We start from the raw sequence: 25576 nt of genomic DNA, 5'->3' as shown, positions 1-25576 counted from the left end.
ACCTCGCGGTGTCAGACCGCGACCAGTCGCTGCGTCGGTCTCTTGCTCACGAGCTTTTCCAGCGCATCACTCAAGTCGGCACCATAGGCCACTGGATCCAAGAACTTCGGGCGACGTTCCATTGCGGTCCGGATCGCGGTTTCGATTCGGCTGCGATAGGCGCCGTCGCGAGCGAGGCGCGTGGCAAGGGTCAGGTAGTGCGCCTCGTCCTTGGCAATCAGCTCGTCGAGCCCGATCGCACGTAGCAGAGACGCGGCCGCACGTGATCGAGGCGTGTTACCCTCCCAGGCGACAACCGGCCGGCCGATCTCCAGCGGGTCGATGACGGACAGGCTGCCGGAGAAGGGAAATGTATCAAGGTACACATCCCCGAGCCGCTCGATCTCCTTTACGTCCGCCCGGGTGGGCAACGATGCCGCGAGGATGACGCGATCCTCGGCAATGCCGCGACGGCGCAATGCGGCGTGCAGGGTCTGCGCAAAGCGCTGGGTGGGAAAGCGGCTGGACCAGTTGGGATTGAACGGGAGCAGCAGGAGCCGCGAGTTTTCCACCCGCTCGAGCAACGAGGCCCACGTCTCCTGCAGCTCGAGCGGAATCTTGTAGCAGGCAGCGGCGTTGACGAAGAGCACCTCCTGTTCACCGACCCCGAGCGACTTGCGATCGAAGCGCATCGTGCCCGCCTTCTCGCCGGTATAGTCGAGGGCGCCCGGCGCCCCCTCACATACGACGAGTTGCTCGGTGAAGTGCTCCGCTGCATCGGGGAAGACGCTCAGCGAGCCGTACAGATAGCCATCGACGTTGCGTAAGCCGGTGGTCATCGGCGAGCAGTAGTTGACCAGCTGGATGGGCGCCAACCGATGGGCGGCGAGGAGGGCCACGCTATTGGTCACCGCGGTCACGTTGGTGCCGATGATGATCACGTCGAGCGAGGCGCCGCGGATGGTTGCGACCTGCTGGCCGACTTCCGGCGGGAGCGGGTGAAAATGGTCGGCCAGCTCGCGGCAACGCTGCTCCACTGGCGACGGATTCAGCTGCAGGGGGAATAGCCACGTCTCGAATCGCTCTCGATCCAAGTGCAGCGCCGGCAGAGTGACGTGCGTCTCGGTCTGCGCCCCAAAATGGCCGCTGAGGAAGCCGACCCGGAGTCTCCTTCGCCGGCTCCTGGGCAGATTCGCGTCGAGAGATGCTCCTTTCTGTTCGAGCGTGAACTCGAGTAGCGCGGCGCGGTGCCGCATCAGCTCCCGGGTGTTCGCATGGGCAACGTACGCCGGAATACAGTTCAGTTTCAGCGCATAGTCTGACGCGAGCCGCAGGGTTAGCGGATCAGACGGCATCGTCCGAGTGCGCTCCACGATTGTCGCGCCCAGGGCGGTCTGATGCCGGAGATACTGCTCGGCCTCGCCCATGGCGGTGAATACCCGGGGAGCGGCGAGCAGATACGCGAGCACGTCGTCCAGGCACCAGCGCGGTAGCGTATCGAACTGCAGTGGCACCGATGCGCGGTGCGCCGGCAGCACGAGCATGCCGGCGAGCAGACGGGAAAGCACCGACTTGGCCTCGGATCCGGCTGCCGGTCGGAACAGTGCCTCGAGCTCAGCGGAGGCGGGTTCCGCCACAAACCCGCTCGCAATGAGCGATCGGAAGACGCGGCCAAACTCGCCGGCAAACAATCCTTCCAGCCGGCCCGGGTCCGATGCGAGCAAACCCTGCACTAGCGCGCGTCGGATCTCGTTCAACCTGGTGAGCACCAGGGTGTCCGCGGGAGACGAGTGGTACTGCTGGATGAGGTTCTCCGCCTCTCTGAGATTGTCGGCCCGCACCGCCGGTGTCGCCACCGCGCCCGCGAGTTTCTGCTTCACGTCCGCGGCCAGGGCTCTCGCCTTGGCGGCAGCCTCCGGTGTCGGCGCAATCTCCGCGGCTGCTTCCAGCAGGGCAACGGCCTCGCGCGGCTTGCGCGCCTGGAGCGCCAGCTGTGCTTCGCGAATCAGGTTCTGAAACGCCGGCGCTGGCGAGGCCCCGGTCACCGGCAGCCCGCGTGGCTGAGCCAGACCGGTCGCAATGACGGCCAGCGTTTGCGTCAGCATCAGCTCCTCCCGGAAGAGCTCGTTCGCCCGTTGTTTTGCCGCGACGCCGGAGCGCTTGCGTGCGGCGGTGTCCTTTGCCCAGCGCGACAGTCCCGCGGCCAGCTCGGCCACAGTTCGCTTGGGATCCAGGTTCGGATGGGCGACGAGAATACCCGTGTCCCCAAGCTCCTCTGGAATGCCACCGACGGCCGAGGCGATGACCGGAACACCTTTCGCCATCGCTTCCATGATGCACAAGGGCAGGGCCTCGCTGCAGCTGGGCAGGACGAAGATGTCGGCGGCGTCTACCAAGTCCGTCACGTCCCAGCGGTAGCCGAGCATGTGAATGCGGTCGGAGAGCCCGGCCTGTTGCACCAACGCGGCGAGCTGGGCTTGGGCATTGCCCTCTCCGGCCCAGGCAAAGTGCAGCGGGCCGAGCTCCTGCTTCGCCCGCAGCTGGTGCGCCGCCTCAATCTGGAACTGGAATCCCTTCGCGGCATCGTGCCGCGCCACGGTCAGGCAGAGGACGGCGTTCGCCGGTAGCCCCAGCTCTTTTCGAATGCGTTCCCGTGCGATGGGGTTCTGGGGCGAGAAGTATTTTTGCGCCCGACCATTGTAGACGACCGTACCCTTCGTGGGCGGAAGGCCGAACGCCGTGTGCAGGACCTGCAGGCTGCTCTTGGAGACCGCGATCACGCCGGCGGCGGCGCGGAGCAGCTTGGTCGCCCGTGGCAGAATCTGGGGAAAGCGCTCCGCGAGGTATGCGGCCTCGGAGTGGCAGATCAGCACGTAGGGGATGCCCCGCCGCAACACCACCTCCTTGGCGGCGAGGTTGGAAAGGGCACAGCAGTCGCTGAAGAAGACGATGTCGGGACGAGTGGCGGAGATGATGCGCTCGGCATCCGATTCGTCGGTAAAGGAGCGGGCAAAATCATGCTCCGGCTCATATGCAAGCCAGTGGTGCGTCACCCCGGCGGCGGCCTGCTCGCGCAGCAAGGGCGAATCGTGCTTGGGCTGGGCGTTGCCCACGGTCGCCCCCGCCCGGCGCAATCCCAGGAGAACGCTATGGTTGTAGTGGGCGGCCCCGCCCCGCCCAACATCGTCGGTAAAGAGCAGGACTGTCTTCGCCCGCAGGTCGATGGGTGCACTTGGCGGGGTCGCGCCATTTCCCTGCTTTGTTGTCAATTCTGTACTGAGCTCGAGGGCCTGTTCATCGCCGGGATGACGGGTGAGCAGTTCTCGTAACGTTGCGATCGCGGCGGCAATCCCGCCTGCGCGGGCCTGCGCAAGGGCGAGGAAATAGAGGACGTGGCGGTTGCCCGGGTTCAGCGAGAGCACCGCTTGAATACTTGCGAGGTCCCGCAGCGGGGGCTTGGCGTGCCAGCCGGCCGGCATTTCCGCCAGTAGCGCTCGAGCCGTCGCCACGGCTTCGGGGCGATAATGCGTGGCGTGCTGATGGACGACATAGGCTTTGTAGATCGGATCGAGCCGTCGCGCGAACGCCGACAAAGATGAAGAGAAGTGTTGATGATAGAGAAAGAGTGGCTCCGCCACCCGATGCCCCGCCCAGCCCGCTGCCCCCAGCCGGAGCCACAGGTCCCAGTCTTCGTAGTAACCCCAATTCGTCTGATCGTGCCCGCCCACCGCGGTATAGGCGTCACGGCGAATCAGCGCGCAATAGCTGATGTAGTTGCCGGCGCAGAGCCGTGAGAAGTCGTAATCGAGATGGCGATGCCGTTGCTGGACGTCGCCGAAATACTCGGAGTCCGTGTAGACGAAGCCGAGTTTCGGATGGCGCTCCAGCACGGGCACCGTCTTCGCGAGAAACGTGGGTGCCACCTTGTCGTCCGCATCGAGGAGCAAGAGGTACTTTCCAGAGCTTGCGGCGATGCCAGCGCGCCGCGCCGACGTCGGACCGACGTCATCAAGCCGGAGCAACCGCAAGGTGACGCCTTGATCCGAGTGCTTCCGTATAAGTTCGGCTGCCACCTCGCTCGAACCGTCGTTGCTGCCGTCATCGACGATCACCAACTCGAACGAACGGTACGATTGGGCGAGGACGCTCGCCACCGCCGTCGGCAAGTAGCGGGCATAGTTGTGGCAATTGATCACCACAGAAACCGCTGTCGTCGGCGCCTGCTCGGACGAGATATTGGCCTGCGCCAACACTTGGCGGCAGGCATCCGGGGTAACGACGCCGCCCGGCGCCAAGGTGCCGGGGGAATTGTTTGCTGCAGCGGTGTGCACACGGTCGCGAAGCAGTAATTCTGCCATTTGCGGGTATTGGTCCACTTAATGTTGAATAACAGAACGTTATGTATTGCCCCATTGCCCCAGGCAAAAACTGCCCAATAGGGCTCGAGCGCATTGTCGCGGCGGCGGTCAGCCTGGGACGCCTGCGGCCATTCTCGGTTTACGGCCGCGCTGCAAACACCTGACGGGACGTCCGGGGTGTGAAACGCCTTTGAGCATCCATGCGGAAGTTTCTGCCGATGGTTGATCTTGATACGTATAAATATATAACAAATAGATTGTTACGGAATATACACGCTTTGTGGCAGAATTGCTGCTGTTTGGCAGTGTGCCCTCAGACACTGGCAAACAATTCCCCGTGCATATCGGCTGCTGTCGCGCATAGGACCGCACTTCTGCTGCACGCCGCCCCGCCAGCCTAGTCGGCATTCCATCCTTACGTTATGAGTTCACCTCACTCCGACCGTGCCCAGAACGAACCCCTTAGGGTCTGGCGGGCCCAGACTTTATCCGGTTCTCTGCGCGCTGACTTTCTCCAGGACATCACGCGACGTTTCGGGATTACCGCGATGGTGGATGTGGGCTCGGATGAGGGCGAATCTGCGGTCAGCGCCGCCACGAATGTTCAGGCGGTGGATTGCGTCCGATCTGGCCCAGTGGCTGCCGCGACCCGCGTTAGGTGTAAACAGGTTCGGAACATCACCGTGCACGAAGGTGCGGCTCCTGAGCTGATCAGCCAGATCCTGCCTTCTGCGACGGGCCGGGTGCTCGTTTCGTTGAACGCCTATGGGCGGCGGGACGCGGAGGTTGTGCGCCGCGCGGGTATTCCCGTGATTTCCGAACTGCAGGCGATTGGTAGGGGCGGTCGCAAAGACGTCATTATCCTGATCGGCGATATTCGTTTGTTTGAGAACCGCGCCCTCGCCGTCGAAACGCCTGCCCACTTTTGTGGTTTTCCGTCGCTCAATGATGTCCATCGGGCGGTCCTCGCGATCGACGAAGCCTACCAGTTCCTGGTCCTCGGCGACGTGGCCGTGGCGGTGCCCCCGGCTTGTCCCTGCGAGGCGACCGATGTCGTCCAAGCCATCACCATCAGCCGTTTGTTCGACGGCGCGAACTTGCCAATCGAAGAGCTGATGTCGGCCGAGGGCGTCATCGGCACCGCGCGCGGCGAGGAAAGGGCGGCGCTGCTCGCCTTGCCGGAGGCGGCGCGGAGCTCCGAAGCTTTCGGCCTGGGTCTCCACTATCGGCTTTGGCAGGCCCTCGTGGTGATGGCCGGCGGCCAGATGTCCGACGCGAGCGAGCGGTTTGCCGAATTGGTGCAGCTTGGGTTTCCGCAGTGGCGAGGCCGATGGTATGGATGCGTCTCCCTTCATCTCGCTGGTAACAACGTTCTCGCGATCGAGCGTTTGCGCGAGTTTGTCGCGGGCGTACCGGACTTCCTTCCGGCGCAGACGCTGCTGAAGACGCTCGCTCCAAACCTACCGGCCACCGCTGCTCCGGCTTCCCAGCCCAGTAAGGACCGGCCTCGGCTTAACCCCGGCGAGGACGCGTGCGCCGCGTTGATCCGATGCGGCGTGCACCGCGAGGGTACGCCGTTGCGACTGCACCTTGGATGCGGCGAGAAGCACTTCGATGGTTATGTGAACGTGGATTATCCGCCCTCCGAGCACACCTGCCAGACGGTGATCGGGGCAGACGTCTTTGCGGACGTCACCAAGCTGCGGTTGCAGCCGCGCTCGGTGGATGAGATCCGCCTGCACCATGTTTTTGAGCATTTTAAACGGTCGGACGCGCTTGGCATGCTGATCATCTGGCATGAGGCGCTCAAGGTTGGTGGTCGGCTGCACCTGGAGACGCCCGACGTGCTCGGCTGCGCCCAGCAGCTTGTTTCCGATGCTCCGTTCGGAATCAAACAAGCAGTAATCCGTCACTGCTTTGGCTCTCAAGAGGCGGGGTGGGCGATTCACTACGATGGATGGAGCGAAGAGAAATACCGGCATGTGCTCAGCCGGCTGGGTTTCAGCGTTGAGACCAAGACTTGGCGATGGGCCCGTCCTCCCTACCTGGCCAACGTCGAGGCGATGGCGGTCAAGGTGACCGACATGGGACGGGACGAATTGCTCGCCGCCGCTGACGCTCTCCTGCGCGAGTACATCGTGGCCGAAGTGCCCAGCGAACTCGGGATGTGGGACGTGTGGCGTCGTGACCTGCGCAAATATCTTGCTCAAATCACGACACCAGCCGGCGCGAAAGATAACGTTCTTCCACAACGAGGCATGCCCATGCTGCGAATGGCTGGCGAGGCAGCGTTGAACTGCGGCTTTGACAACGACAATCCCCAAACGAACGGGGAGTTCAGAGTTGTACACTCCTTTATCAAGGCGGGCGATACGGTGTTTGATGTCGGGGCGAACATTGGCGACTGGAGCCGGGCGGTGCTTTCGGCTGCCCCGGGCGTTCGCGTCCACGCGTTTGAGCCGACGCCAAGCACGTTTGAAATACTTTCCACTAACCTGGGAGGTACCGATGCAACATTACATCGGCTGGCGTTTGCCGCCATGGATGAGCAGCGGCCATTAATCTGTTTCGAGGACCGTTCGGAGTTCTCTGGAATGAACTCGTTCTTTCGACGGGCCGACGTGGAGCATAGGCTGGGTATCCATGGCACCCAGACGGTCGTCACGGCTCGGCGTCTCGACTGTTTCATGGCAGAGATCGGTATCGCAGAGGTCAGCTTCTTGAAGATCGATACCGAAGGCGGAGAACTGGAGGTCCTTCGCGGTGCCTCCGAGGCTTTGGGCCATGAGCGAATCAAGGTCCTTCAGTTCGAGTATGGCGGCACCTACCGGGATGCTGGGATTACGCTGCGCGAGGTATACCAATACTTGACTGGGTTTGGGTATCGCGTGTTCAGGATTTGTACCGACGCTCTGATCGCAGTTGATGCCTGGGATAGTAGCTTGGAGAACTTTCGTTACTCGAACTACCTCGCGCTCGCGCCGGGGATCGTCGAGCAAAGCGCCATCCAATCGGCGGAGCGGGCGCTGGCCTCAGATCGTGCCCACCAGTAACCTGTTCTTGACCGGGCATTGTCTCGGGCCATCTCCGACCCACCTCGCTGCTGAGCAACCTGAGTGCCGCTGCCGCCTTTCATGAGTTCTTCTAGTCCAGACTCAGTTTTCCCCTCCGAAGAGATGATGCCGTTCGTTGTATCTCCGCGCACTAATCGACCGCGGCTTGATCCAGTAGATGATGTGGTGCCTCGACTACGGACTCTTCGCCTGCACCGCGAGGGCACGCCATTGCGACTGCACCTTGGATGCGGCGAGAAGCACTTCGATGGTTATGTGAACGTGGATTATCCGCCCTCAGAGCACACCTGCCAGACGGTGATCGGGGCAGACGTCTTTGCGGACGTCACCAAACTGCGGATGCAGCCGCGCTCGGTGGATGAGATCCGCCTGCACCATGTTTTTGAGCATTTTAAACGGTCGGACGCGCTTGGCATGCTGATCATCTGGCATGAGGCGCTCAAGGTTGGTGGTCGGCTGCACCTGGAGACGCCCGACGTGCTCGGCTGCGCCCAGCAGCTTGTTTCCGATGCTCCGTTCGGAATCAAACAAGCAGTAATCCGTCACTGCTTTGGCTCTCAAGAGGCGGGATGGGCGATTCACTACGACGGATGGAGCGAAGAGAAATACCGGCATGTGCTCAGCCGGCTGGGTTTCAGCGTTGAGACCAAGACCTGGCGGTGGGCCCGTCCTCCCTACCTGGCCAACGTCGAGGCGATGGCGGTCAAGGTGACCGACATGGGACGGGACGAATTACTCGCCGCCGCTGACGCTCTCCTGCGCGAGTACATCGTGGCTGAAGTGCCCAGCGAACTTGGGATGTGGGACGTGTGGCGTCGTGACATGCGTGCCTTTCTGGCGACGGCACTGCCCGTTCCGCAACCGCCTGCGAGCACGCCGGAAAAGGCGCATGCGGCCACGTTAACTGAACCCTGCGGCTCCGGGCCGAGGAAGGTCGTGGTCAAGCTCCAGGGCGGGATGGGAAACCAGATGTTCCAGTACGCCGCCGGCCTGGCGCTTGCCCGCCGGAGCGGCGCCAAGTTGGCTCTCGACCTTAGCTTTCTTCTGGACCGCACGCCGCGCGCGAATTTCACCTATCGCGACTTCGATCTTGATCTCTTCAGCCTCGATCGGGACTGCGAGATCCTAAAGGGATCGGCTCCAGCATCAGCCAACCTGTCCATCCTTTTGGAGCGGCAGTATGGCTTTGATTCCCGTTTCGCGTCGGCGGGGGCGGGCGTGTATCTCGACGGCTACTGGCAGTCGCCTCGCTACTTTGCGGAGGTGATCTCCGAGGTGCGTCGCACGTTCACTCGGTTCACGCGTCCATTGGATGCCCTGCAAACGGAACTCGCGGATCGCATCGCGAGTTGCTCCTCCGTCTGTCTGAACGTGCGGCGGGCAGACTACGTCACCAATCCCGCAGCGAACGCCTGCCACGGTGTCTGCACCGAGAGCTACTTCCATTCCGCCGTGCGCCATATCCGGTCTCAGATTCCGGACGCACACTTCTTTATCTTCTCTGACGACGTGGAATGGTGCCGCAAGGCCGACCTCGTGGGCGATGCTCCGCGAACGATCGTGTCGCATGCCTACGCTGGCGAGCGCTTCAGCAGTTACCTCCAACTGATGATGGGGTGCCGACACTTTATCATCCCCAACAGTTCGTTCGCCTGGTGGGCCGCCTTTTTGGGCGCCGGACCACAGAGCATCGTGATCGCGCCGACGCCTTGGTTCAATGACCTGGCCACTGAGTACATGGATCTGATGCCGGCGGAATGGACGTTGCTGAGCCGGAACCAGGGACCGAGCACTGGCACTGGCCAGCCGCCGCTGGTTTCGGTGCTGATGCTCAGCCATGATGGGGCTCGATTCCTTCCTGAAGCCATTGGCTCGGTGATGAGCCAGACGATGGGCAACCTTGAGGTCGTCGTGGTGGCTGCTGGCAGCACTGACAAAAGCGGCGAAGTCGTGACGCACCTCGCAGCCTGTTATCCCGAACGGAACATCAAGTTCGTGGCGGCGGGCACGAGCCAATTGGCCGGCTGCTGGAATGCCGGCATGGCGACCGCACGGGGTGACTACATACTTGCCATGCGCGCGACGGATCGACTCGCGCCTCGGGCTCTGGAGCAGGGCACAACGGCACTGCTCAAGCGGAAAGGTTGCACTTCGGCTTCGGGGAACACGACGCCGGTACAGACCGGGGGCGGTGACCGCTCGCGGTGGCAGGGTTCGGTTCCGCCATGCGTTCTTCTCCGACGTGATGTCGCCCTGCAGACGGGCGCGGGTCGCGATGGATCAGAATGGAATGGGTGGATGAATTGGGCCTCGGGAAGCAGCGCGGACGTTCACGTTTCCGAGACGTGGCTGTACTACCGTCCAAGCCCGGAGGGGTCGGATGCGCCCGTGACGGAGTCCGAGACCGAACTGCGTCGAGAGCTTCGACTGGCAGCGGACGCCTTGGCGAAGCAGGACTATGCGGGCGCCATCCAGCGCATTCAACGGGCGGTCCGGCCGGCGATGACACCAGAGGATCTAGGCCTGGCCAAATCCCTGCTTGCCTCGATTGCCAAGGCTCGCGCCTCCGCTACGACGGGCGCCGTCCCGCGATAGCCCGAGACGAAATCCGCGCTGCCTGTGGGCAGTTTTCGGCTGGCGTTGCAGGATTGAGCAGAGTGGGGCGCGGACCTTAGCGCCGCGCCAGGCATTGGCCGATCATCTCCGTCCGAGGCCTGCCCCGAGGGGCACGACCGCGGCGGGGACGCAGGAGGCCTTCCAGTATTCGGCGATGGTGTGCACCAGTTTCTCCAGTTCGCCGAAGCCCACCGGCTTGATCATGTAGCCGCGCGCACCGTGTTCGAACGCCCGCGTGATGTCGGTCTGGTCGCTCGACGATGTCAGCACGATTGCCGGGATGAGCCGGAATTCCTCGCGCTCCTGCAGCCAGCCCAGCAGCTCGATGCCGCTCATTCGCGGCATCTTCAAATCGGTGATGATCAGCCGCGGCAGCGGGTGCAGCGTCCGGTCGGAATAGAGATCCAGCCCGCGCAGGTACGCCGTGGCTTCCTCGCCGTCGTTCACGATGGCGATGCGGTTGGTCACACCGCTCCGGCGAAACGCGCGCTGGATGAAGGTCTGGTCATTGATGTCGTCCTCAACGACGAGGATTACGGGATCAGCGTTTTCCATAAATCAGGGTGCGACCTACCGCACGAATTCGACCCAGAAGCGGCTGCCGGCCGGATGGTTCGGCTCCACGCCGCGGCGCCCCCCGAGCCGCTCCACCGCCGTGGCGACAATCGCCAGGCCCACGCCCGTGCCGGGAGTCTTCCGCTCCGGGTGCAGCCGCTCGAACATCCCGAACACGCGGTCGCGAAACCGCGGGTCGATGCCGATGCCGTTGTCCTCGACCCACACGCGCAGCCGCTCGTCGCTCTGCTCGGTATGCACCCGGATGCGCGGCGGCTCCTCCGCCCGGCGAAACTTCAGGGCATTGGAGAGCAGGTTCAGGAACACGTGCTCCAGAGTCACGCGGTCGGCGTGCACGGTTCCGAGCGTAGTCGCAGGCCGCATCCAGAAACATCTGGAAGCGCTGCTGGGGCGTCAGTGGCGCAGGCGTATCCATTCTCCCGAGGCGTCCAGCGTACCGCCCCGCCAACGCCGCGCAATTGACGCGGCCATGAATGTTCTCCCCAACGGCCGGTCGGAAAATCTCCGCCGGCCAACCGGAAATCGGTGCGGCTAACGCGCGAGCACCGGCATGTAGCCGGGCGTGCGGACCGCGCGCTGCAGGCGCGGCTCGGCCTCCAGGTACTCCCCGCGGGCGTAACAGCGCTCGAGGTTGGAGATGGCCTCGGCGGGATTCGCGCCTTCCGCCCGGCACGTGGGGACATCCGACATCACGGCGACATAACAGTGGTCGCGAGAATTCCAGTACACGTGCTTGGTGGTGTCCTTGATCGCGTTCAGCATGGTGCCAGCAGGCCCGAGGTTCGCGCTGATGGCACCCGCAAACCCGCTGCGACCGGCGGTTTCACGGGTAACTGATGACCCGGCCCGGCCCTCCTTCTAGGCGGTTTTCGCGGCGCGACGACCGAAGTGGCGGCCGGCGGGCGCGATCGGCGGGTTGGTGGGCAAAGGGTTAGGTGGAGGCGCTTGTTCAGTTCCTCCGCCTTCCCGCCGCGGTCGCAGCTGCTGCTGGCGAGGGCGGGCGCAGCAGCGTGAGAGCCACGCCGTTGGTCCAGCCAAACCCATCCTGCGCCGGATATTCCCCACCGCCGGCGGGCAGGCTCAAGTCTTCCACATTGTACTTCTCCATCATCTTGCCCGTTCGGACATAAACGTCGCGGTTGAGTTTCAGCCAGCGCCGCGCGATCTCCTGCGCCAGCCGCTCGTGTCCATACCGTTGCAGCCCGCGGATCGTCATCCACTGCAGCGGCGCCCAACCGTTCGGCGCGTCCCATTGCTCCCCCGTGCGACGCAGCGTTGTGACGACGCCGCCGGGACGCAGAAACCGCTGCTCCAGCGTGCGGGCCGCGGTCGTTGCCTGCTCCGGGGTGGCGAGGCCGACAAAGAGCGGCACCACGCCCGCCAGCGTCAACGCCTCGGCCGGACGTGCCCGCCGCAGCTCGAAATCGACAAAGAACCCGGCCCGGTCCGACCAGCACGCGCGCTGCAACGCCGCGCGCCGCTTCTCCGCCGTCGCCTCCAGCCGCTCCGCCCGGGCGCGCTCCGCCGCTGAGCCCTGCCGCAACGCGATCGCGAGCGTGCGCTCCAATTGCCACAGCAGCGCGTTCAGATCCACCGGCACGAGGTCCGTCGTCATGATCGTCCCCAGCGTCTCGCCATCCGCGAACCACCGGGAACTGAAGTCCCAGCCGCTTTCGGCGGCCGAGCGGAGGTCGCGATACAGGCGCTTCGTCTCCTCGGCGGTGGCACTGGGACGCCGGGCAGCGAGGGCTTCATCGATGACGAATGACTCGGGCCGCGGCGTGTCCTGCCGATCCCAGTAGCGGTTGAGCTGGCTGCCGTCCGGCAACCTGACCACGTGCTGGGTCGCGAAGCTGAGATCCATCCAGTAGGCGTACTCCTGCTCAAGCGCGGCACGGTAGCGCGCGTACACCGCCGGGCCGCGCTTCTCCGCCAGCAACTCGACCATCAGCGCGAAGAACGGCGGCTGCGAACGGCTCAGGTAGTACGTCCGATTCCCGTCGCGCATAGCCACCTCCATGCCCTGGGTCTCATGGCCTCGAACCTAACCCGGTTCTGCCCTTTCCGCAGCCCGGTCTCCGCCCCACGTTGGCGCCGGCAGGAGAAAAGTATCCGGACATTATTCTGGAGTATCTGGACATTATCCCGGAAGTACCCCGTGTCTCCGATTTTATAATTGTAGCCCTCGTGCCCTCGTGTCCTCCGTTTTCGCTCACCCGAAAACGAAAGAGGCAGAGCGAGCGCCGCGGCGAAACTGAAAGTGCACGGCAGAGAATGAGCGGTGCGGTTGTGCGGCCCCGTGCCACTTCCCGGTCTCCCCCACCTTCACTCTTGGGCCGCAGGCTCGTGGTCCGTCCCACTTTCACTCTCACTTTCACTTTCACTCCGAAGGCCACTTTCACTCCGGAGGCCACGTCATCGTGCCCCGAGCGGCCAGATCCGCGGGACGAGGATCATTGCGATCACGAACACCACGACCACGAGCGGCAGTCCGACTTTTACGAAGTCGAAGAACCGGTAACGCCCCGGGCCGTAGACCATCAGGCACGCGGGCTCGAGCGGCGTGATGTACGAACAGCTCGCCGCCACCGCGATCGCCATGACGAAGGTCCTGGGGTTCAGGCCGAGGTGCAGCGCGGTCTGGATCGCGATCGGCACGATCACCGCCGCCGCTGCCTGGTTCGACATCGGTTGCGTGAGCGCGACGGTGAGAATGAAGAAACCGGCGACGATCAACAGGGGCGAGTACCCGCTGGTGAGCGCCGCGACGTGCTCCGCCAGGTACTGCGCCGCGCCGGTCTTCATCATCGCCTGCGCCAGCGCCAGCATGCACGCGATCAGGATCACCACGCGCCAGTCCAGGTCACGGTACGCCTCCGTCGGCGAGATGCAGCGCGTCGCGAGCGTCAGAAACGCCCCCGCCAGCACCGCGACCGCCAGCGGCACGAGGTTCGTCGCCGCGAGCGTCAGCGCCGCCACAAAGATGATCACCGACCGCCACGCCTTCGGTCGTTTGCCCGTCTCGCCTTCGATCGCCTGCAGGATGCTGACGAGCCCTTCGCCTGCCAGACGCTGCAGCCCCTGCGTCCGCCCCTGGATCAACAGCACGTCGCCGGCACGCAGCGTCACATGGCTGAGCTTCGTCAGGATGTTCTTCCCGTGGCGGTTCAGCCCGAGCACCTGCACGCCGTAACGTTGCCGCAGGGCCGCGTCGCGCAGGCTGCGACCCGCCAGCCGTGACCCGGGCACGATCAGCGCCTCAACCAGCGCGGCATCCTCGTCGCGCAGATCCGGGTCCGACAGCTCGAGGTCGGCGCGGATCTCGAGGCCCGCGGTGTCCTTCACGTTCAGCACGTCGCTCTGCGCGCCTTCGACGAGCAGCATGTCGCCCGCCTGCAGCATCATTTCCGAGCGGGGCAGGAGGTAGCGGTCGCGGTCGCGCACCACGCGCACGATTGCCAGGTCCATGTCGCGACCGAGCCCCGCCTCCGCGATCGTCTTTCCGACGAGGGGCGAGTCGTTCATGACCACGACTTCCGAGATGTAGGAACGCAGCCCAAACTGCTCGAGCAGGCCCGGGACTTCCGCGCGGTCCTGCACCAGATGCCGGCCAATGAAGTACATGTAGAGCAGGCCGGCAATCGCCACGGGCACTCCCACCGGCGTGAGTTCGAAGATGCCCATCGGCGGCATGCCCGCGCGCTGGATCAGCCCGCTGACCACCAGGTTCGTCGAGGTGCTGATCAGCGTGACCGAACTCGTGAGGATTGAGGCAAACGCGAGCGGCATCAGCAGGCAGGAGGGCGACATCTTCGCCTTGGTGGCCACGCCCAGCACGATCGGCAGGAAGAACGCCGCCGCCGCGGTGTTGCTGATGAAGGCGCTCAGCGCTGCGCATCCGATCATGATCACCGCGAGCAGCGTGCTGGGGTTGGTGCCGGCGTGCCGCAGAATCGCGCGCCCCGCGAGGTCCACGACCCCCGTTCGGATTAGCGCCGTGGTCATGATCAGCAGCCCGAGGATCATGATCACGGTGTCACTTCCGAATCCTGCAAAGGCATCCTCCGGCGAGAGCAGCCCCGTCATGATCAGCGTTAGCACGAGCCCGAGCGCGACCACGTCGCTGGGAACCCAGTCGAACGAGAAGAAGACCAGGGCGGCCGCAATGAGCGCCAACAGGAGCGCGATCTGGAAGGTCACGCCAGCATCGTGTGGCGCGCCCCCGGGCGGTTCCGCGGGCCCCGGTGGGTGGCCACCCCAACCTTCACTTCACGGGCAGCCCATGCTTGCACCCGGCGGGCGTGCAACTTTCCTACCCATGGAGGGTCCTGCAACCGTGCGCCTACTCAAATACGTCATCGCGGCAGTCCTGTTGGTCCTGGCTTTGACGGCCGGGATTGTCGTGACGGTCGTGTTTGCCACCTGCTTCCTCGCCGTCGTGCTCGTGCGCTGGGCGAAGCATCGGTTTGGGCAATCGCGCGGCGCGGCCGTGCCGTCGCCCGCGGCGCGGCGGCCGACTGCGACGGGCGACGTGATCGACGTCAGCGCCACGGAGGTCCCGGCCCCGGCAACCGCCGAGTTGCCCGCCGCCACGCCGGCGGCCGACGACCGTCGCCAGGTTTGACCTTCACGCGCACCGGCCGGCCGCGGCCGATGCGCGGCGGATTTTTCGTCCGCGATAACCACTAGAAGTGGTACTTCACGCCGAGTTCGGCCGACACGTCGTCACCGATTTTTTCGCGGGAGAAGTCGACTTTGCCGATGTTCAGATAACGGGCGGACGCCTCGACGCTGAACTGTGGGGTGATGCGATACCCGAGCGTGGCGATTGCCTGGTAAGTGAAGGCATTGTCCGTACCCGCGTACCAATACCCGCGCAGCTTGGCCCGCGTGGCGCCGAGACCCGCGCCGAACGAGACGTAGAGCGGCGCGTTGAGATCCACCGTCAATCGGTAGTTCACAAGCGCGCCGGCGAGCCGCAGCTTGATGCCCCGACCTTCGTCGTCCTCCCCACTGTAACCTTCGAGTTCGATGGCGTGGGTGAGGTTGCCCTGCTGGGCGACATCAAAGCCGACGCGCGCATTGAACACCATGTCTTCGCTGTCGATCCAGTAGCCGGCGCCGGCGCCGACGTAGGTGCCGGCCCCGAAGGCGGCGGCAGCGCTGAGTACCAGACAGACGGTGAGTTTGGTCAGGATTTTCATTGCGCCGCGTATGACGTCCGGCCGGAGGTCTTTGGCAACCGGATACGCCTCAGGCGATGTGCCGAGATTTTATCCGGGAAAACCGGATCCACCCTCGGGCCGGCGCCCGGCCGCGACGGCGGCGCGGGGTCGCGCCGACGCCCTCAGTCCGCACGGCGATGCGGTCCCACTCCCGCAAGGCGTGGTATCACACCGTTCTACGGAGGGGCTGCAATTTCTCGGTCGCTGTCTGGTTTCCCGGGTCGCGTTGTAGCACGTCTTCGAACGCTGCGATTGCCTGGGCACGTTGGCCGCAGTCCGCAAGACACGACGCGTACTTGAGGCGAAGTTCGATATCGTCGGGCGCGTGTCGGAGGACCAATCCAAGATGTCCGATGGCAACTTGGGGTTGCCCATTGGCCAGCAAGAGATCGCCCAGAAGCCGATGGGCCGGCGGATACTCGGGCTCAATCTCCAAGGCTCGTGCGAGCGCGGTCTCGAACTCTTCGATCTGCCCCAATTGCACGGCGGCTCGGGCCCGAAGCAGATGCAGCCGGACATCCGATGGGTGGGCCTCAAGTTTGGCTTTTGCTTCCTGGAGTGCGCCAGAAAAGTCCCCGGCCTGCAGGCGGCTTTCAACCAACGCCACCGGTTCGGCCAGCGCACTGGCGGGCATTTTTATGGGTCCCCAGCCACCCCACAAGGTTGTGCATCGCGACCGGTCTAGCTCCCGGAGCTTCTTGGCTGGTACACCTCCGTATACCGCCATCGGCGGCAGGCTTTTCGTCACGACGCTGCCGGCGCCAATCACGACATCGTCGCCGATCACCACTCCGCCGAGGATCGTGACGTTGAGCCCGGCCCATACTCTATCGCCAATTCGAATAGGGCCCCCGGTCGGCTGCAGGGTTTCTACATCGTGCCCCCCACAGTTGATCGTGAGTCCGCCGGCGCTTAGAAAATCATTCCCGATCTCGATATCCGCATAGTTCCAAATCCGGGTGAAACTGCCGAAAGAGCAGTTCCGGCCGACCCTCAAATGTCCTTTGTCGCGAAGGTAGAAATCCACCCCGATCGAGATCGGTGACTCAAACTCAACTCCCAGCGCCCTCAGGTACTTTCTCCGGAAACGAGTATCGGTGTTGTTTCTCCGGTACTCGAATTCCAGTTCGCTGAGGGCCCTCAATATCCGTAGTGAGATCAGGTGGAAGAGACCCATTCAGAAAGCCTAGCGCGTTCCGCCGAGGGTAGAATGCAAAACTGGCCCTGACCTGACCCTCCCTCCGCTGCGACTGCCGACAAGGAATGGGCCCACTGGGATTTGAACCCAGAACCAAAGGATTATGAGTCCTCTGCTCTAACCGTTGAGCTATAGGCCCGGCGCAGAGCGACAAGGACGGCGAAAATTACGCCGCCGGCAAGCCCTGTCGCGGCGGATACCGCCGCGACAGTGTTCCAGGTTGGAAGGTTGCATGTCGCAGGTTCCCGCTCTCGCGCGCCGAATGGCATTCTCTTCGTCCTCACGTTCGCCTCCCTCACTCCCTCCTGCCTGCTCCCGTCCCGCCCCATCGGCGCTCCACTTCTCAGGTCACTCCATCGGTCCCGGCATGAGCCTGGCCACTTTCACTCTCACTGTCACAGCATGGTTGCCTGCCTCTTTCCGTTTTCGCGGCGGCGAAAACTGTCCGTTCGGCCAATGGGTTTGCGGTGGCGCGTAGGATCTCGATGCGTGAGTATCCGCGCCCTCGTTATCCATGATCGGCCTGCTTTCTCATCCCCGCGGTCCTGCTGCGCCTGCCGGCCTGCTTCAAGTCATCCGCACCTGTTGGCAGCGGCCGTTCCGATCGCGGGCGCGGCGGCTTGGGGCCGCGCTCGGCCTGCTTGCCGTCGCGGGTGTCCTGTTGGTCGGCTGCCAGCAATCGTCGACCGCCGCGCGACCGCGCCGCGCCGTCTGGGTCGACGTGGCGCTCGGTCGCGCATCCGGCAGCGACACGGTCACACCTGAACGTCTCCGAGCGCCCGCGGACCCCGGTCCCGGCCTGCCGGTCCGCCGCGTCGCGGTGACGCTCGACCCTGCCACGCCGCCGCCCCCGGTGGCGGCCTCCGCTACCGAGGTGATCGTCATCGCGCCGCGGTTCGGCGCCGACGCCGAGCTCGCCGCCGAGGTCGCCCGCCTGGCCGACGTCCTGCCCGGCTGGGTCGAGGCGACGCGCGGGGCTTCAAGCCCCGCCCGAATCCTCCTGGTGCTGCGCGGCCCGGCGTTCGACGCCGAGTCCCGCCCGGCCGACGCCTGGACGGCCCAGTTGCCCAAGTTGAGCGCCGCCGCCTTCGCCGCGGCGGTTGAGCCCGTGTATGTTTTCTCCGGTGAGGAGCATGCCGCCGCGAGTGTCGCCGAGGTGATCAGCCAACCCGTGGACCGGGAGTACGACCTCGAACTGAAGCTTCTTGCCAACGGCATCCGGCGAACGCCCAAGTCCTTCTACGGGTTCAGGCAGCTTGGCTTCCATCTGCCGGAGAGCGGCCGCGAGGTCACGATCGTGCGGCCGTATCGCACCGCGCCGGGCCACCCGCTGGTCTGGCGCGGCGAGTTCTTCGGGCACCAACCGCAGGTGGACCTCGCCCTGCTCAATCACGGTTACCACGTTGTCTACGTGAAGGCGCAGAACCTGTACGGCGCGCCGGTGGCGATGCGGTTCTGGGGGGAGGCACTCGATGCGTTCCGGCACATGGAACTCACCGGCAAGATTGTCCTCATCGGCATGAGCCGCGGTGGCCTTTACTGCTACAACTGGGCCGCCCTCCACCCGGAAACCGTGGCGGCGATCTACGGGGATGCGCCGGTTTGCGATTTCAAGAGCTGGCCCGGTCGCCGTGGCCGCAGCACCGGCCCCGCGGGCCTCTGGCCGGAATTGATGGCGGCTTACGGATTCGAATCGGATTCGCAGGCGCTCGCGTATCCCAATCCTGTGGACAACCTCGCGCCGCTCGCCGCGGCCGGAATTCCCATCATTCACGTCCTCGGCACCGCCGACACGGCCGCCATCCCCGAGGAGAACTCCGATCTCGTCGAGGCCCGCTATCGTGCGCTCGGCGGCACGATCCAGGTGATCCGAAAACCCGGCGTGGACCACCACCCGCACAGCCTGGCCGACCCAACGCCCATCGTGGATTTCATTCTCCAGCACGCGCGACCCTCGCGCTAATCTCCCGCTCCTTGTCCATGCGCTCACTGCATCTGCGTTCTTCACTTCACTGCGGCATGGCCGCGTTCGCGCTGACCGTTGCCGCCGCCGCGCTCGCCGCCTCGGCGTCTCCCGCTTCCGGCGGTACCGCGGTCGCCGCGCCGGCCGGCTACGACGCCCGCATCGCCGGCCGCGAAATTCTCACGCCGGCCGCGCCCGCCGCCCCACGGTTCACCGGTCCGACGATCTACGGCGCGCGCCCGGGGAAGCCGCTGCATTTCCGCGTCTCCGCCACCGGCGCGAAGCCACTCACCTACGCTGCCACCGGGCTCCCCACTGGTGTGACGCTCGACCCGGCCACCGGGTGGATCACCGGCCGCGTGCCGGCTCAGCCCGGCGACATCACGCTCCAGCTTCAGGTCACCAACGCCCACGGCCGCGCCGAGCGCGCGCTCACGCTGCGCGTGGGTGAAACAATCTGCCTCACCCCGCCCATGGGTTGGAACAGCTGGTACGTGCACTCCGAGGGCGTGAGCGACCAGGCCATCCGCGAAATGGCCCAGGCCATGGCGGACAAGGGCCTGACCGACCACGGCTGGACCTTCGTGAACATCGACGACTGCTGGTCCGGGCTGCGCGATCCGGCGACCAAGGCCATCCAGCCCAACGCGAAGTTCCCCGACATGACGGCGCTCGTCGCCTTCGTGAACGCCCGCGGCCTCAAGCTTGGCCTCTACTCGACCGCGTGGATGTCCACCTATGCCGGCCACGTCGGCGGCAGCGCTCCGAATGAGGCGTGCGACTACTCGGCGTACTTCGTCCCGCCCGAAAAGCGTGAGAACCCGGAACAGCCCTTCGGCCGCTACCCGAACGGTATCCGCAAGGGTCTCGCCACCATTGGGCCGGTCTGGCTTGTCGATCGTGACGCGCGCCAGTTCGCCGCCTGGGGCATCGAGTACGTGAAGTATGACTGGATCGAACAGACGCTGAAGCAGACGCCTGCCGGCTACGCGGTCGACAAGACCCAGCCCCAGCGCAAGACCGAGGCCGTCTCCCGGCGCGTGTCCGAGGACCTCCGGGCCGTCGACCGCGATATCGTGATCAGCTTCTCGCCCCACCACCGCGAACTCGAAGACACGTTCGTACCGAAGTACTGCAACCTCTGGCGTCTCACGGGCGACATCGACGCCCGCTGGCCGCGCCTGATCGCGCCGTTTGAGATGGGCGCGCGTCTCCAGCTCACGGGCCCCGGCCACTTCGGCGACCTCGACATGCTGCAGATTGGGCCGCTCGGTGAACCGAATCGCGCGGAGAAGGTGTTCAAGCCGTCGCCGCTCACCCCGGCCGAACAGTACTTTCAGGTCACGCTTTGGTGCCTGTTCACCCAGCCGCTCCTGCTCTCGTGCCACGTGCCGACGATGGACGCCTTCGATCTCAACCTCGTCACCAACGACGAGGTGCTCGCGATCGACCAGGATCCGCTCTGCCGCCCCGCGCAGCGCGTGGCGCACGTGCCGGGCCAGTGGGAGATCTGGGCCAAGGATCTCGCCGACGGCGGCAAGGCCGTGGGGCTGTTCAATCTCGCCGACACTGACCAGGTTCTGTCCCTCGATCCCGCCCAACTGGGCCTCGCCGGCGCCAAGGCCCGCGACCTCTGGCGTCAGCGTGATCTCGGCGTGCTCGCGCAGCCGCTCTCCGCTCATGTCAGCGCCCACGGGGTGCTGTTGCTCCGCCTCCGCTAAGCGCCCGCGATCTCAGAGCATCCATCGTTGGGGCGTGTGACGCCGTGACGCTGACCCCGTCCGGATGGGGCGTCACCGCGTCACATTTCCGAGCAGGATGTGGGCGCAAACCGGTTCACCGAGGCCGGCCCCAACGCCAGGCGAGTCGCGTCGGCCGACACAGCCCCGGGATGTATCCGGACATTATCCTTCGAGTATCTGGACATTATTCTTGGGAGTATCCGGACATTATCGCTAGTCGCTGAATGGGAGGCGTTAATAATTGCACCCTCCTGTCCCGGGCTCCTTCACACCGGATCGTGCGGCCGGGTCAAAACCGCTAGCGCCACTCCGACGGCGGCGTGAGCGCGGGCGGCGGTAGCTTGGCCGGCCACTTCGGGCCAACGGGCGTGAAGAGCACGTAGAGCTCGGCGTCGGCGGGCGCGTTGATCGCCGGCAGGATCACCGTGAGGATGCGAGCCTCGACGTTCTGGCGCTCAGCCGGCGTCGGGGGCGTCGCGCTCGCCACGGTAAACCGCGCGTCTGCCGGTCCGCTGAGCTCGGCCCGCAGCGTGCGCCCGTTCGCGCGCAAGATCGCGGAGCGGCCATCTGCGCCGAGCGTGATCTCGGCGCTGGTCATCATCCGCCAGCTCAGGTTCTCGCCCGCGCGCCGGCCGCGCCATTCATCCGCCACCAGCACCCGCGCGCGGTCGAGCATCGCCACTCCGCGGCGCCAAGTCGTCGCGGAGCCGGGATAGGCCGAGGTCAGGTCGGCCACGGCAAAGGCACGTTCGGTCGTGCTGCGAAACCCCACGATGGGCGCGGCGGCGGCGCGTTCCTGCAGGCGATCGCCTGGTGTCAGCGTGTTGTGACTCAGGTTGCCCAGTCGAAAGTAACCCCAGCGTCGCTCGTGGCTGAAATAGGCGGGCAGGTTGTAGTTGTCCGGCCCGAGATCGAGCGCCCAGCGGACTCCGTCCGACTCCAGCACGAATGAGCCGAGGTCGAGGTGGGCGTGGTTCACGTCGTTTCGTCCCGCCTTCAGGCCGGCGAAGAGCGCCGCTGGGTCGTGCCACGCCGAGCGAAACATCGCGACCTCCGCGGCGCCGCGAAATCGCGCGTCCTTCGGCTCCTCGCCGTCTGCCCCTCCGGCGGCGGTCCGCTTTCCGGTGCCCGCCTCCGTCGGCGGCGGCAGCCAAAGCACCTGCCACGCCAGCTGGCCCGCGGGGTGTCCCCGGCCCTTCGCCTGCAACGCGGTGGCGAGCCGTTCGCGCGCGTCGCGCTGGCCTGGCCGGTATCCGTAACGCGTGGACAGCCACCCCAGCACCGGCGCGGCCGAGAAGCCCGCGGCGGTGTCGGCATAGTTCCACACCTGACCGGCCGGCGTTTCCGCCTGCACGCGGTACCGCGCCGTCCGGCCCAGTCCGTCGATCCGCGCGAGCTCGCTCTCCTGCTGCAACGCCGACTCGAGCAGTGCGATCGCCAGCACGTTGTAGGTCGTGCCGTAATCCCAGTAGCCGGGGCCCTCCGGGTACGCGCCATCGGGTCGGTACGCGGCCATGGCGCGCGGGAGCGAGCGCCGCGCGCCGGCGATGGTCAGGCGCGCGAGTTCGGGCTCATCCTCGGCCAGCGCGAGCGCCGCCGCCAGCAGCCCGCCATTGCAGACCTGGTTCCAGTTCTGCTCAGCGTCGACCCACCACACGCGATGGTCGGCTGGTCCCCCCTCCGCATAGGCCGCCGGGGCAAACGCGAGCGCATGGTCCACCAGCGCCCGATGCACCGTCGCGCGCTCGTCCGGCGTCAGCTGCGCGTACAGCCAGTCGTAGCCGACCGCGAGGGCCAGGCTCATCTCGGCCACGTCGAGAAAGTGCGTCGGATTCCAGTCCGGAAACGCGGCCGCCGTCAGCATCTCCCGCTTCGCCCGCGCCGCGAAGCGTTCGTCACCGCTGATCCGATACGCGAGCGCGCCGGTCAGTACGCGGCGGAGCGCCTGGCGGGATTGCTCGAGCATCCGGGGCCCGACGAGTGCATGTTGGACGGTTGGCTCGCTGAGCGTCGCCTCCGCCTGTGCCTGCAGGCGCGCCAGCAGTTCACGGAGCAGCGGGTCAGTGGTCGCCCGCTGCCGCACGCGCGCGAGCTCGTCATCTGTTGCCAGCAGCCGCGGATGCCCGGGCCGCAGCGTCGCGAGGACGTCGGTTACCTCGGCCCATGCCGCGGGGCCGACTGCCAGGAAGATGACGACCAGCGCGAGTCCGAGCCACCGGGCCGCGCCTCCCGCTGCGCACCCTGGCGCGGACCTTCGGGGCGGGCGGATGCGTCCGCTCATGGCCGAGAGCCGCTGCCGGGCGACCGGATTTCGAAGCCGCCGTGCAGCCTTAGGTCGGTGCTGGAGGAACCGACGTGCAGCTCGAACGCGCCCGGCTCGACCACGCGCCGGCCCTGCCGGTTGATGAGCGCCAGCGCGCGCGCCGGCACCTGCAGCTCGAGGGTGCGGCTTTCGCCGGGTTGGAGGGACACGCGCTGGAAGTTCACGAGGTTGAGTTCGTAGGTGGTAACGCTGCTCACCACGTCGCGGCAATACAGCTGCACGACTTCGTCACCGGCACGCCGGCCCGTGTTGGTGACCGTGCAAGTGACGCTCACCTCGCCGTCCGGCGCGACGGCGGCCGGGCTCACCCGCAGGTCGCGGTACGCGAAGGTGGTGTAGCTCAGGCCATGGCCAAACGGGTACAGGGCGCCCTCGATGGCGGCGGCGCCCAGGCCGTTGGGATCATCCTTCCCATCCTGGGTCGCATGGCTGCCGGGTTTGAAGGGAAAGTTGTACGGCAGTTGGCCGACGGTGCGCGGGAAGGTGATCGGCAGCTTGCCCCCCGGGTTGAGGTCCCCGAAGAGCGCCTCGGCGATCGCGGTGCCGCCCGCCTCGCCGGGGAACCACGCCGAGAGGATCGCGGCGGCGTGCCGCTGCAGGTAGTTGACTGAGGCCGGCCGGCCGGTGAGCAGGACGGCCACCACGGGTTTTCCGGTCTCGACCAGCGCCCGCACCAGATCGTTTTGGTGGCCCGGGAGCTCGAGGCTCGTGCGGCTCCGCGCCTCGCCGATCGTGGCGTTGGCGTCGCCCAGGAACACGATCACGACATCGGCGGCTTTGGCCTGCGCCGCCGCGGCGGCGATCTGCGCGGCCACGCCCCCCGTCGGCGGCTCGGGGATGATCTCCGATTCCGGCCAGTCGCCGTCGATCACCGGGCAACCCTCGGCGTAGGTCACTTCGACGGGCATGCCCGCCAGGCGGGCGCGGATCCCCTCCAGCGGCGAGACCACGCGCCCGTGATTTGCGCCATAGCGGTCGAACCACGTCTCCGTGTTCTGCGCCGTTGGCCCGCACACCAGGATGCGTTTCAGGGTGGGGGAGAGCGGGAGGGCGCCGCCCTCGTTCTTCAGCAGCACGAGCGATTTCCGCGCCGCCTCGAGCGCGACCTGCTGGTGCTCGGCGCGATGCATCACGGCGGCGGCGCGCTCGGGGTGCTCCACGTAAGGATGGTCGAAGATCCCGGCGAGAAACTTCACCCGCAGCACGTCGCGCACGCGCTCGTCGACGACGCGGGGATCCAGCCGGCCCGCGGCCACCTCCGCCCGCAGCCCCAGGATGTACGCGTCGGGAAACGTGAAATTCGTCCGCACATTGCCGCCCTCGCGCACGAACATCGCCGCCGCCTCCGGGTATGTCCCCACCACGCGGTGCTTCGTCTGCAGAAACTCCACCGCCCCGCTGTCCGACACCACGTATCCGGTGAATCCCCACTGCCGGCGCAGCCGGTCGACGAGGAACTCGTGGCTGCCCGACACCGGGACGCCGTCGTAGTCGTTGTAGGAGCTCATCACGCCCCGGATGCCGGTCTCGCGCACGAGCCGCTCCCACGGCCAGAGGTGGATCATCTCCATCTCCCGCGGCGTCACGTGCGGATCGGTGCGCGCGGCGCCATCGCGGCCGCCCTTGGGCTCCGAGTAGACGGCGAAGGTCTTCGCCGTGGCCGTGAGCCCCGCGTCCTGCAGGCTGCGCGCCATCCGGATCGCGATTTCCGTCACGAGGTAAGGGTCCTCGCTGTAGCTTTCCACCACGCGGCCCCAGCGCGGATCGCGGGCAGTGTCCATGATCGGTGCATACACGTTGGTGTAGCCGACGGCCCGGGCCTCCGCGGCGATCACCGCGCCGACCCGGCCCGCGAGGTCGCGGTCCCACGTGGCGCCGAGCCCGAGGTTGCACGGGAAATTGGTCGAGCCGACGTAGTTCAGCCCGCGGATGCCCTCGTTGGTGAAGTCGACCGGGATGCCGAGTCGCGTCTGCTCGATGAACCAGCGCTGGAGGGTGTTGAGCGCCTCGGCCGTGGCGGCGGGCGTCTGGTTGTAGGGCGACACCGCGCGGGGGCCGATGCCGTTGTGCATCTCGTCGATGTTGCCGATGCCATCCTTCCAAATGCGCGTCTTCCATTCGGGCGTCGGCAGCGGGTCGCGCAGCACGCGGCCGTAGCCGTAGAGCGTGGCGAGCTGGCACGTCTTTTCCTCGAGCGTCATCTGCGCGAGCAGGTCCTCGATACGGCGCTCCACCGGGGCCTGCGGATCCTCGTACCCGTCCACGCGTCCGTTCTTGTTGAAGTCCGTCGCGCGGACCGCCGGGCCGGCGAGGACGGACATCAGAAAGAGGCAGGGCAGGGCGAGCCGTCGTGACGGCGCGGAGACGAGAATCATGGGCAGCGGAAAAATGGGCGGAAGTATCTCCGGGCGAGGAGCCGCGCGCTATTGGCCGACCGGCCAACCGCGCCGCAGTGAATTGCGTTTGCCCGGGCGCGGGCCGGCGCTGCAACCTCGGCTCCGCTCTGCCGCTGCTTTCCGGCT

General features: G+C 65.8%; 15 protein-coding genes and 1 tRNA gene. 5 read left to right on the top strand and 11 right to left on the bottom strand.

The features are described from left to right. Window positions 1-11: 11 nt before the first annotated feature. Entirely contained in the window at window positions 12-4337 is a 4326-nt protein-coding gene (locus DB354_RS03895; protein ID WP_107834131.1) for a glycosyltransferase, read from the bottom strand. A 422-nt stretch (window positions 4338-4759) separates the two neighbouring features. On the opposite strand from DB354_RS03895, the gene DB354_RS03890 reads away from it, so the two are divergent. Further along, window positions 4760-7390 carry an FkbM family methyltransferase gene (locus tag DB354_RS03890; RefSeq protein ID WP_107834130.1) on the top strand — a complete coding sequence of 877 codons (2631 nt, stop codon included), beginning with the start codon at window positions 4760-4762 and terminating at the stop codon, window positions 7388-7390. Between the two features lie 231 nt (window positions 7391-7621). Then, window positions 7622-10006: an alpha-1,2-fucosyltransferase gene (locus tag DB354_RS03885; RefSeq protein ID WP_158277356.1), complete on the top strand. Its 2385-nt coding sequence runs from the start codon at window positions 7622-7624 to the stop codon at window positions 10004-10006. Between the two features lie 102 nt (window positions 10007-10108). Here the strand turns inward: DB354_RS03885 and DB354_RS03880 are convergent, their stop codons facing one another. From DB354_RS03880 to DB354_RS03860, 5 genes are all read right to left on the bottom strand, one after another. Continuing rightward, the gene (locus DB354_RS03880; RefSeq protein WP_107834128.1) at window positions 10109-10582 is read right to left on the bottom strand and encodes a response regulator; all 474 of its coding nucleotides are present in this window, start codon (window positions 10580-10582) and stop codon (window positions 10109-10111) included. Between the two features lie 15 nt (window positions 10583-10597). Continuing rightward, window positions 10598-10966: an ATP-binding protein gene (locus tag DB354_RS03875; protein WP_107834127.1), complete on the bottom strand. Its 369-nt coding sequence runs from the start codon at window positions 10964-10966 to the stop codon at window positions 10598-10600. A 168-nt stretch (window positions 10967-11134) separates the two neighbouring features. Then, window positions 11135-11365, bottom strand: a complete 231-nt coding sequence (locus DB354_RS03870) for a hypothetical protein (RefSeq protein ID WP_107834126.1) — start codon at window positions 11363-11365, stop codon at window positions 11135-11137. A 187-nt stretch (window positions 11366-11552) separates the two neighbouring features. Then, on the bottom strand, window positions 11553-12623 hold the full coding sequence (locus DB354_RS03865; RefSeq protein ID WP_107834125.1) for a trehalase family glycosidase: 1071 nt from the start codon (window positions 12621-12623) through the stop codon (window positions 11553-11555). A gap of 395 nt (window positions 12624-13018) precedes the next feature. Continuing rightward, window positions 13019-14803 carry an SLC13 family permease gene (locus DB354_RS03860; RefSeq protein WP_107834124.1) on the bottom strand — a complete coding sequence of 595 codons (1785 nt, stop codon included), beginning with the start codon at window positions 14801-14803 and terminating at the stop codon, window positions 13019-13021. Window positions 14804-14939: 136 nt separating this feature from the next. Between DB354_RS03860 and DB354_RS03855 the strand changes: the two genes are divergently transcribed. Further along, window positions 14940-15227 carry a hypothetical protein gene (locus DB354_RS03855; RefSeq protein WP_146180098.1) on the top strand — a complete coding sequence of 96 codons (288 nt, stop codon included), beginning with the start codon at window positions 14940-14942 and terminating at the stop codon, window positions 15225-15227. A gap of 61 nt (window positions 15228-15288) precedes the next feature. On the opposite strand, the gene DB354_RS03850 is transcribed toward DB354_RS03855, so the two are convergent. The 3 genes from DB354_RS03850 to DB354_RS03840 form a co-directional block, all read right to left on the bottom strand. Next, complete coding sequence (locus tag DB354_RS03850; RefSeq protein WP_107834122.1) at window positions 15289-15807, bottom strand: outer membrane beta-barrel protein; 519 nt, start codon at window positions 15805-15807, stop codon at window positions 15289-15291. A gap of 187 nt (window positions 15808-15994) precedes the next feature. Further along, the gene (locus DB354_RS03845; protein ID WP_107834121.1) at window positions 15995-17005 is read right to left on the bottom strand and encodes an acyltransferase; all 1011 of its coding nucleotides are present in this window, start codon (window positions 17003-17005) and stop codon (window positions 15995-15997) included. A gap of 87 nt (window positions 17006-17092) precedes the next feature. Continuing rightward, window positions 17093-17165: transfer RNA gene (locus tag DB354_RS03840), tRNA-Ile, on the bottom strand. Between the two features lie 375 nt (window positions 17166-17540). Between DB354_RS03840 and DB354_RS03835 the strand changes: the two genes are divergently transcribed. Together DB354_RS03835 and DB354_RS03830 are read left to right on the top strand one after the other, a co-directional pair. After that, on the top strand, window positions 17541-18989 hold the full coding sequence (locus tag DB354_RS03835; protein WP_107834120.1) for a hypothetical protein: 1449 nt from the start codon (window positions 17541-17543) through the stop codon (window positions 18987-18989). Between the two features lie 17 nt (window positions 18990-19006). After that, window positions 19007-20710, top strand: coding sequence for a putative Ig domain-containing protein (locus DB354_RS03830; RefSeq protein ID WP_107834119.1), 1704 nt, complete (start codon window positions 19007-19009; stop codon window positions 20708-20710). 319 nt (window positions 20711-21029) lie between these two features. On the opposite strand, the gene DB354_RS03825 is transcribed toward DB354_RS03830, so the two are convergent. Both DB354_RS03825 and DB354_RS03820 read right to left on the bottom strand, forming a co-directional pair. Beyond that, window positions 21030-23012: a heparinase II/III family protein gene (locus tag DB354_RS03825; RefSeq protein ID WP_107834118.1), complete on the bottom strand. Its 1983-nt coding sequence runs from the start codon at window positions 23010-23012 to the stop codon at window positions 21030-21032. After that, a complete protein-coding gene (locus tag DB354_RS03820; protein WP_107834117.1) occupies window positions 23009-25429 on the bottom strand; it encodes a glycoside hydrolase family 3 C-terminal domain-containing protein in 2421 nt (806 codons plus the stop codon). The genes DB354_RS03825 and DB354_RS03820 overlap by 4 nt, the downstream gene beginning before the upstream one ends. Window positions 25430-25576 lie beyond the last annotated feature (147 nt).

This window comes from Opitutus sp. ER46, assembly GCF_003054705.1.
Taxonomy (GTDB): domain Bacteria; phylum Verrucomicrobiota; class Verrucomicrobiia; order Opitutales; family Opitutaceae; genus ER46.
This window is presented reverse-complemented; position numbering and strand designations above follow the sequence as displayed.

Excerpts from the sequence above, each read along its gene's own strand:
- DB354_RS03895 (WP_107834131.1), bottom strand. The coding sequence starts at position 4,337 with ATGGCAGAATTACTGCTTCGCGACCGTGTGCACACCGCTGCAGCAAAC.
- DB354_RS03890 (WP_107834130.1), top strand. The coding sequence starts at position 4,760 with ATGAGTTCACCTCACTCCGACCGTGCCCAGAACGAACCCCTTAGGGTC.
- DB354_RS03880 (WP_107834128.1), bottom strand. The coding sequence starts at position 10,582 with ATGGAAAACGCTGATCCCGTAATCCTCGTCGTTGAGGACGACATCAAT.
- DB354_RS03875 (WP_107834127.1), bottom strand. The coding sequence starts at position 10,966 with ATGCGGCCTGCGACTACGCTCGGAACCGTGCACGCCGACCGCGTGACT.
- DB354_RS03870 (WP_107834126.1), bottom strand. The coding sequence starts at position 11,365 with ATGCTGAACGCGATCAAGGACACCACCAAGCACGTGTACTGGAATTCT.
- DB354_RS03865 (WP_107834125.1), bottom strand. The coding sequence starts at position 12,623 with ATGGAGGTGGCTATGCGCGACGGGAATCGGACGTACTACCTGAGCCGT.
- DB354_RS03850 (WP_107834122.1), bottom strand. The coding sequence starts at position 15,807 with ATGAAAATCCTGACCAAACTCACCGTCTGTCTGGTACTCAGCGCTGCC.
- DB354_RS03845 (WP_107834121.1), bottom strand. The coding sequence starts at position 17,005 with ATGGGTCTCTTCCACCTGATCTCACTACGGATATTGAGGGCCCTCAGC.
- DB354_RS03835 (WP_107834120.1), top strand. The coding sequence starts at position 17,541 with ATGATCGGCCTGCTTTCTCATCCCCGCGGTCCTGCTGCGCCTGCCGGC.
- DB354_RS03830 (WP_107834119.1), top strand. The coding sequence starts at position 19,007 with ATGCGCTCACTGCATCTGCGTTCTTCACTTCACTGCGGCATGGCCGCG.
- DB354_RS03825 (WP_107834118.1), bottom strand. The coding sequence starts at position 23,012 with ATGAGCGGACGCATCCGCCCGCCCCGAAGGTCCGCGCCAGGGTGCGCA.
- DB354_RS03820 (WP_107834117.1), bottom strand. The coding sequence starts at position 25,429 with ATGATTCTCGTCTCCGCGCCGTCACGACGGCTCGCCCTGCCCTGCCTC.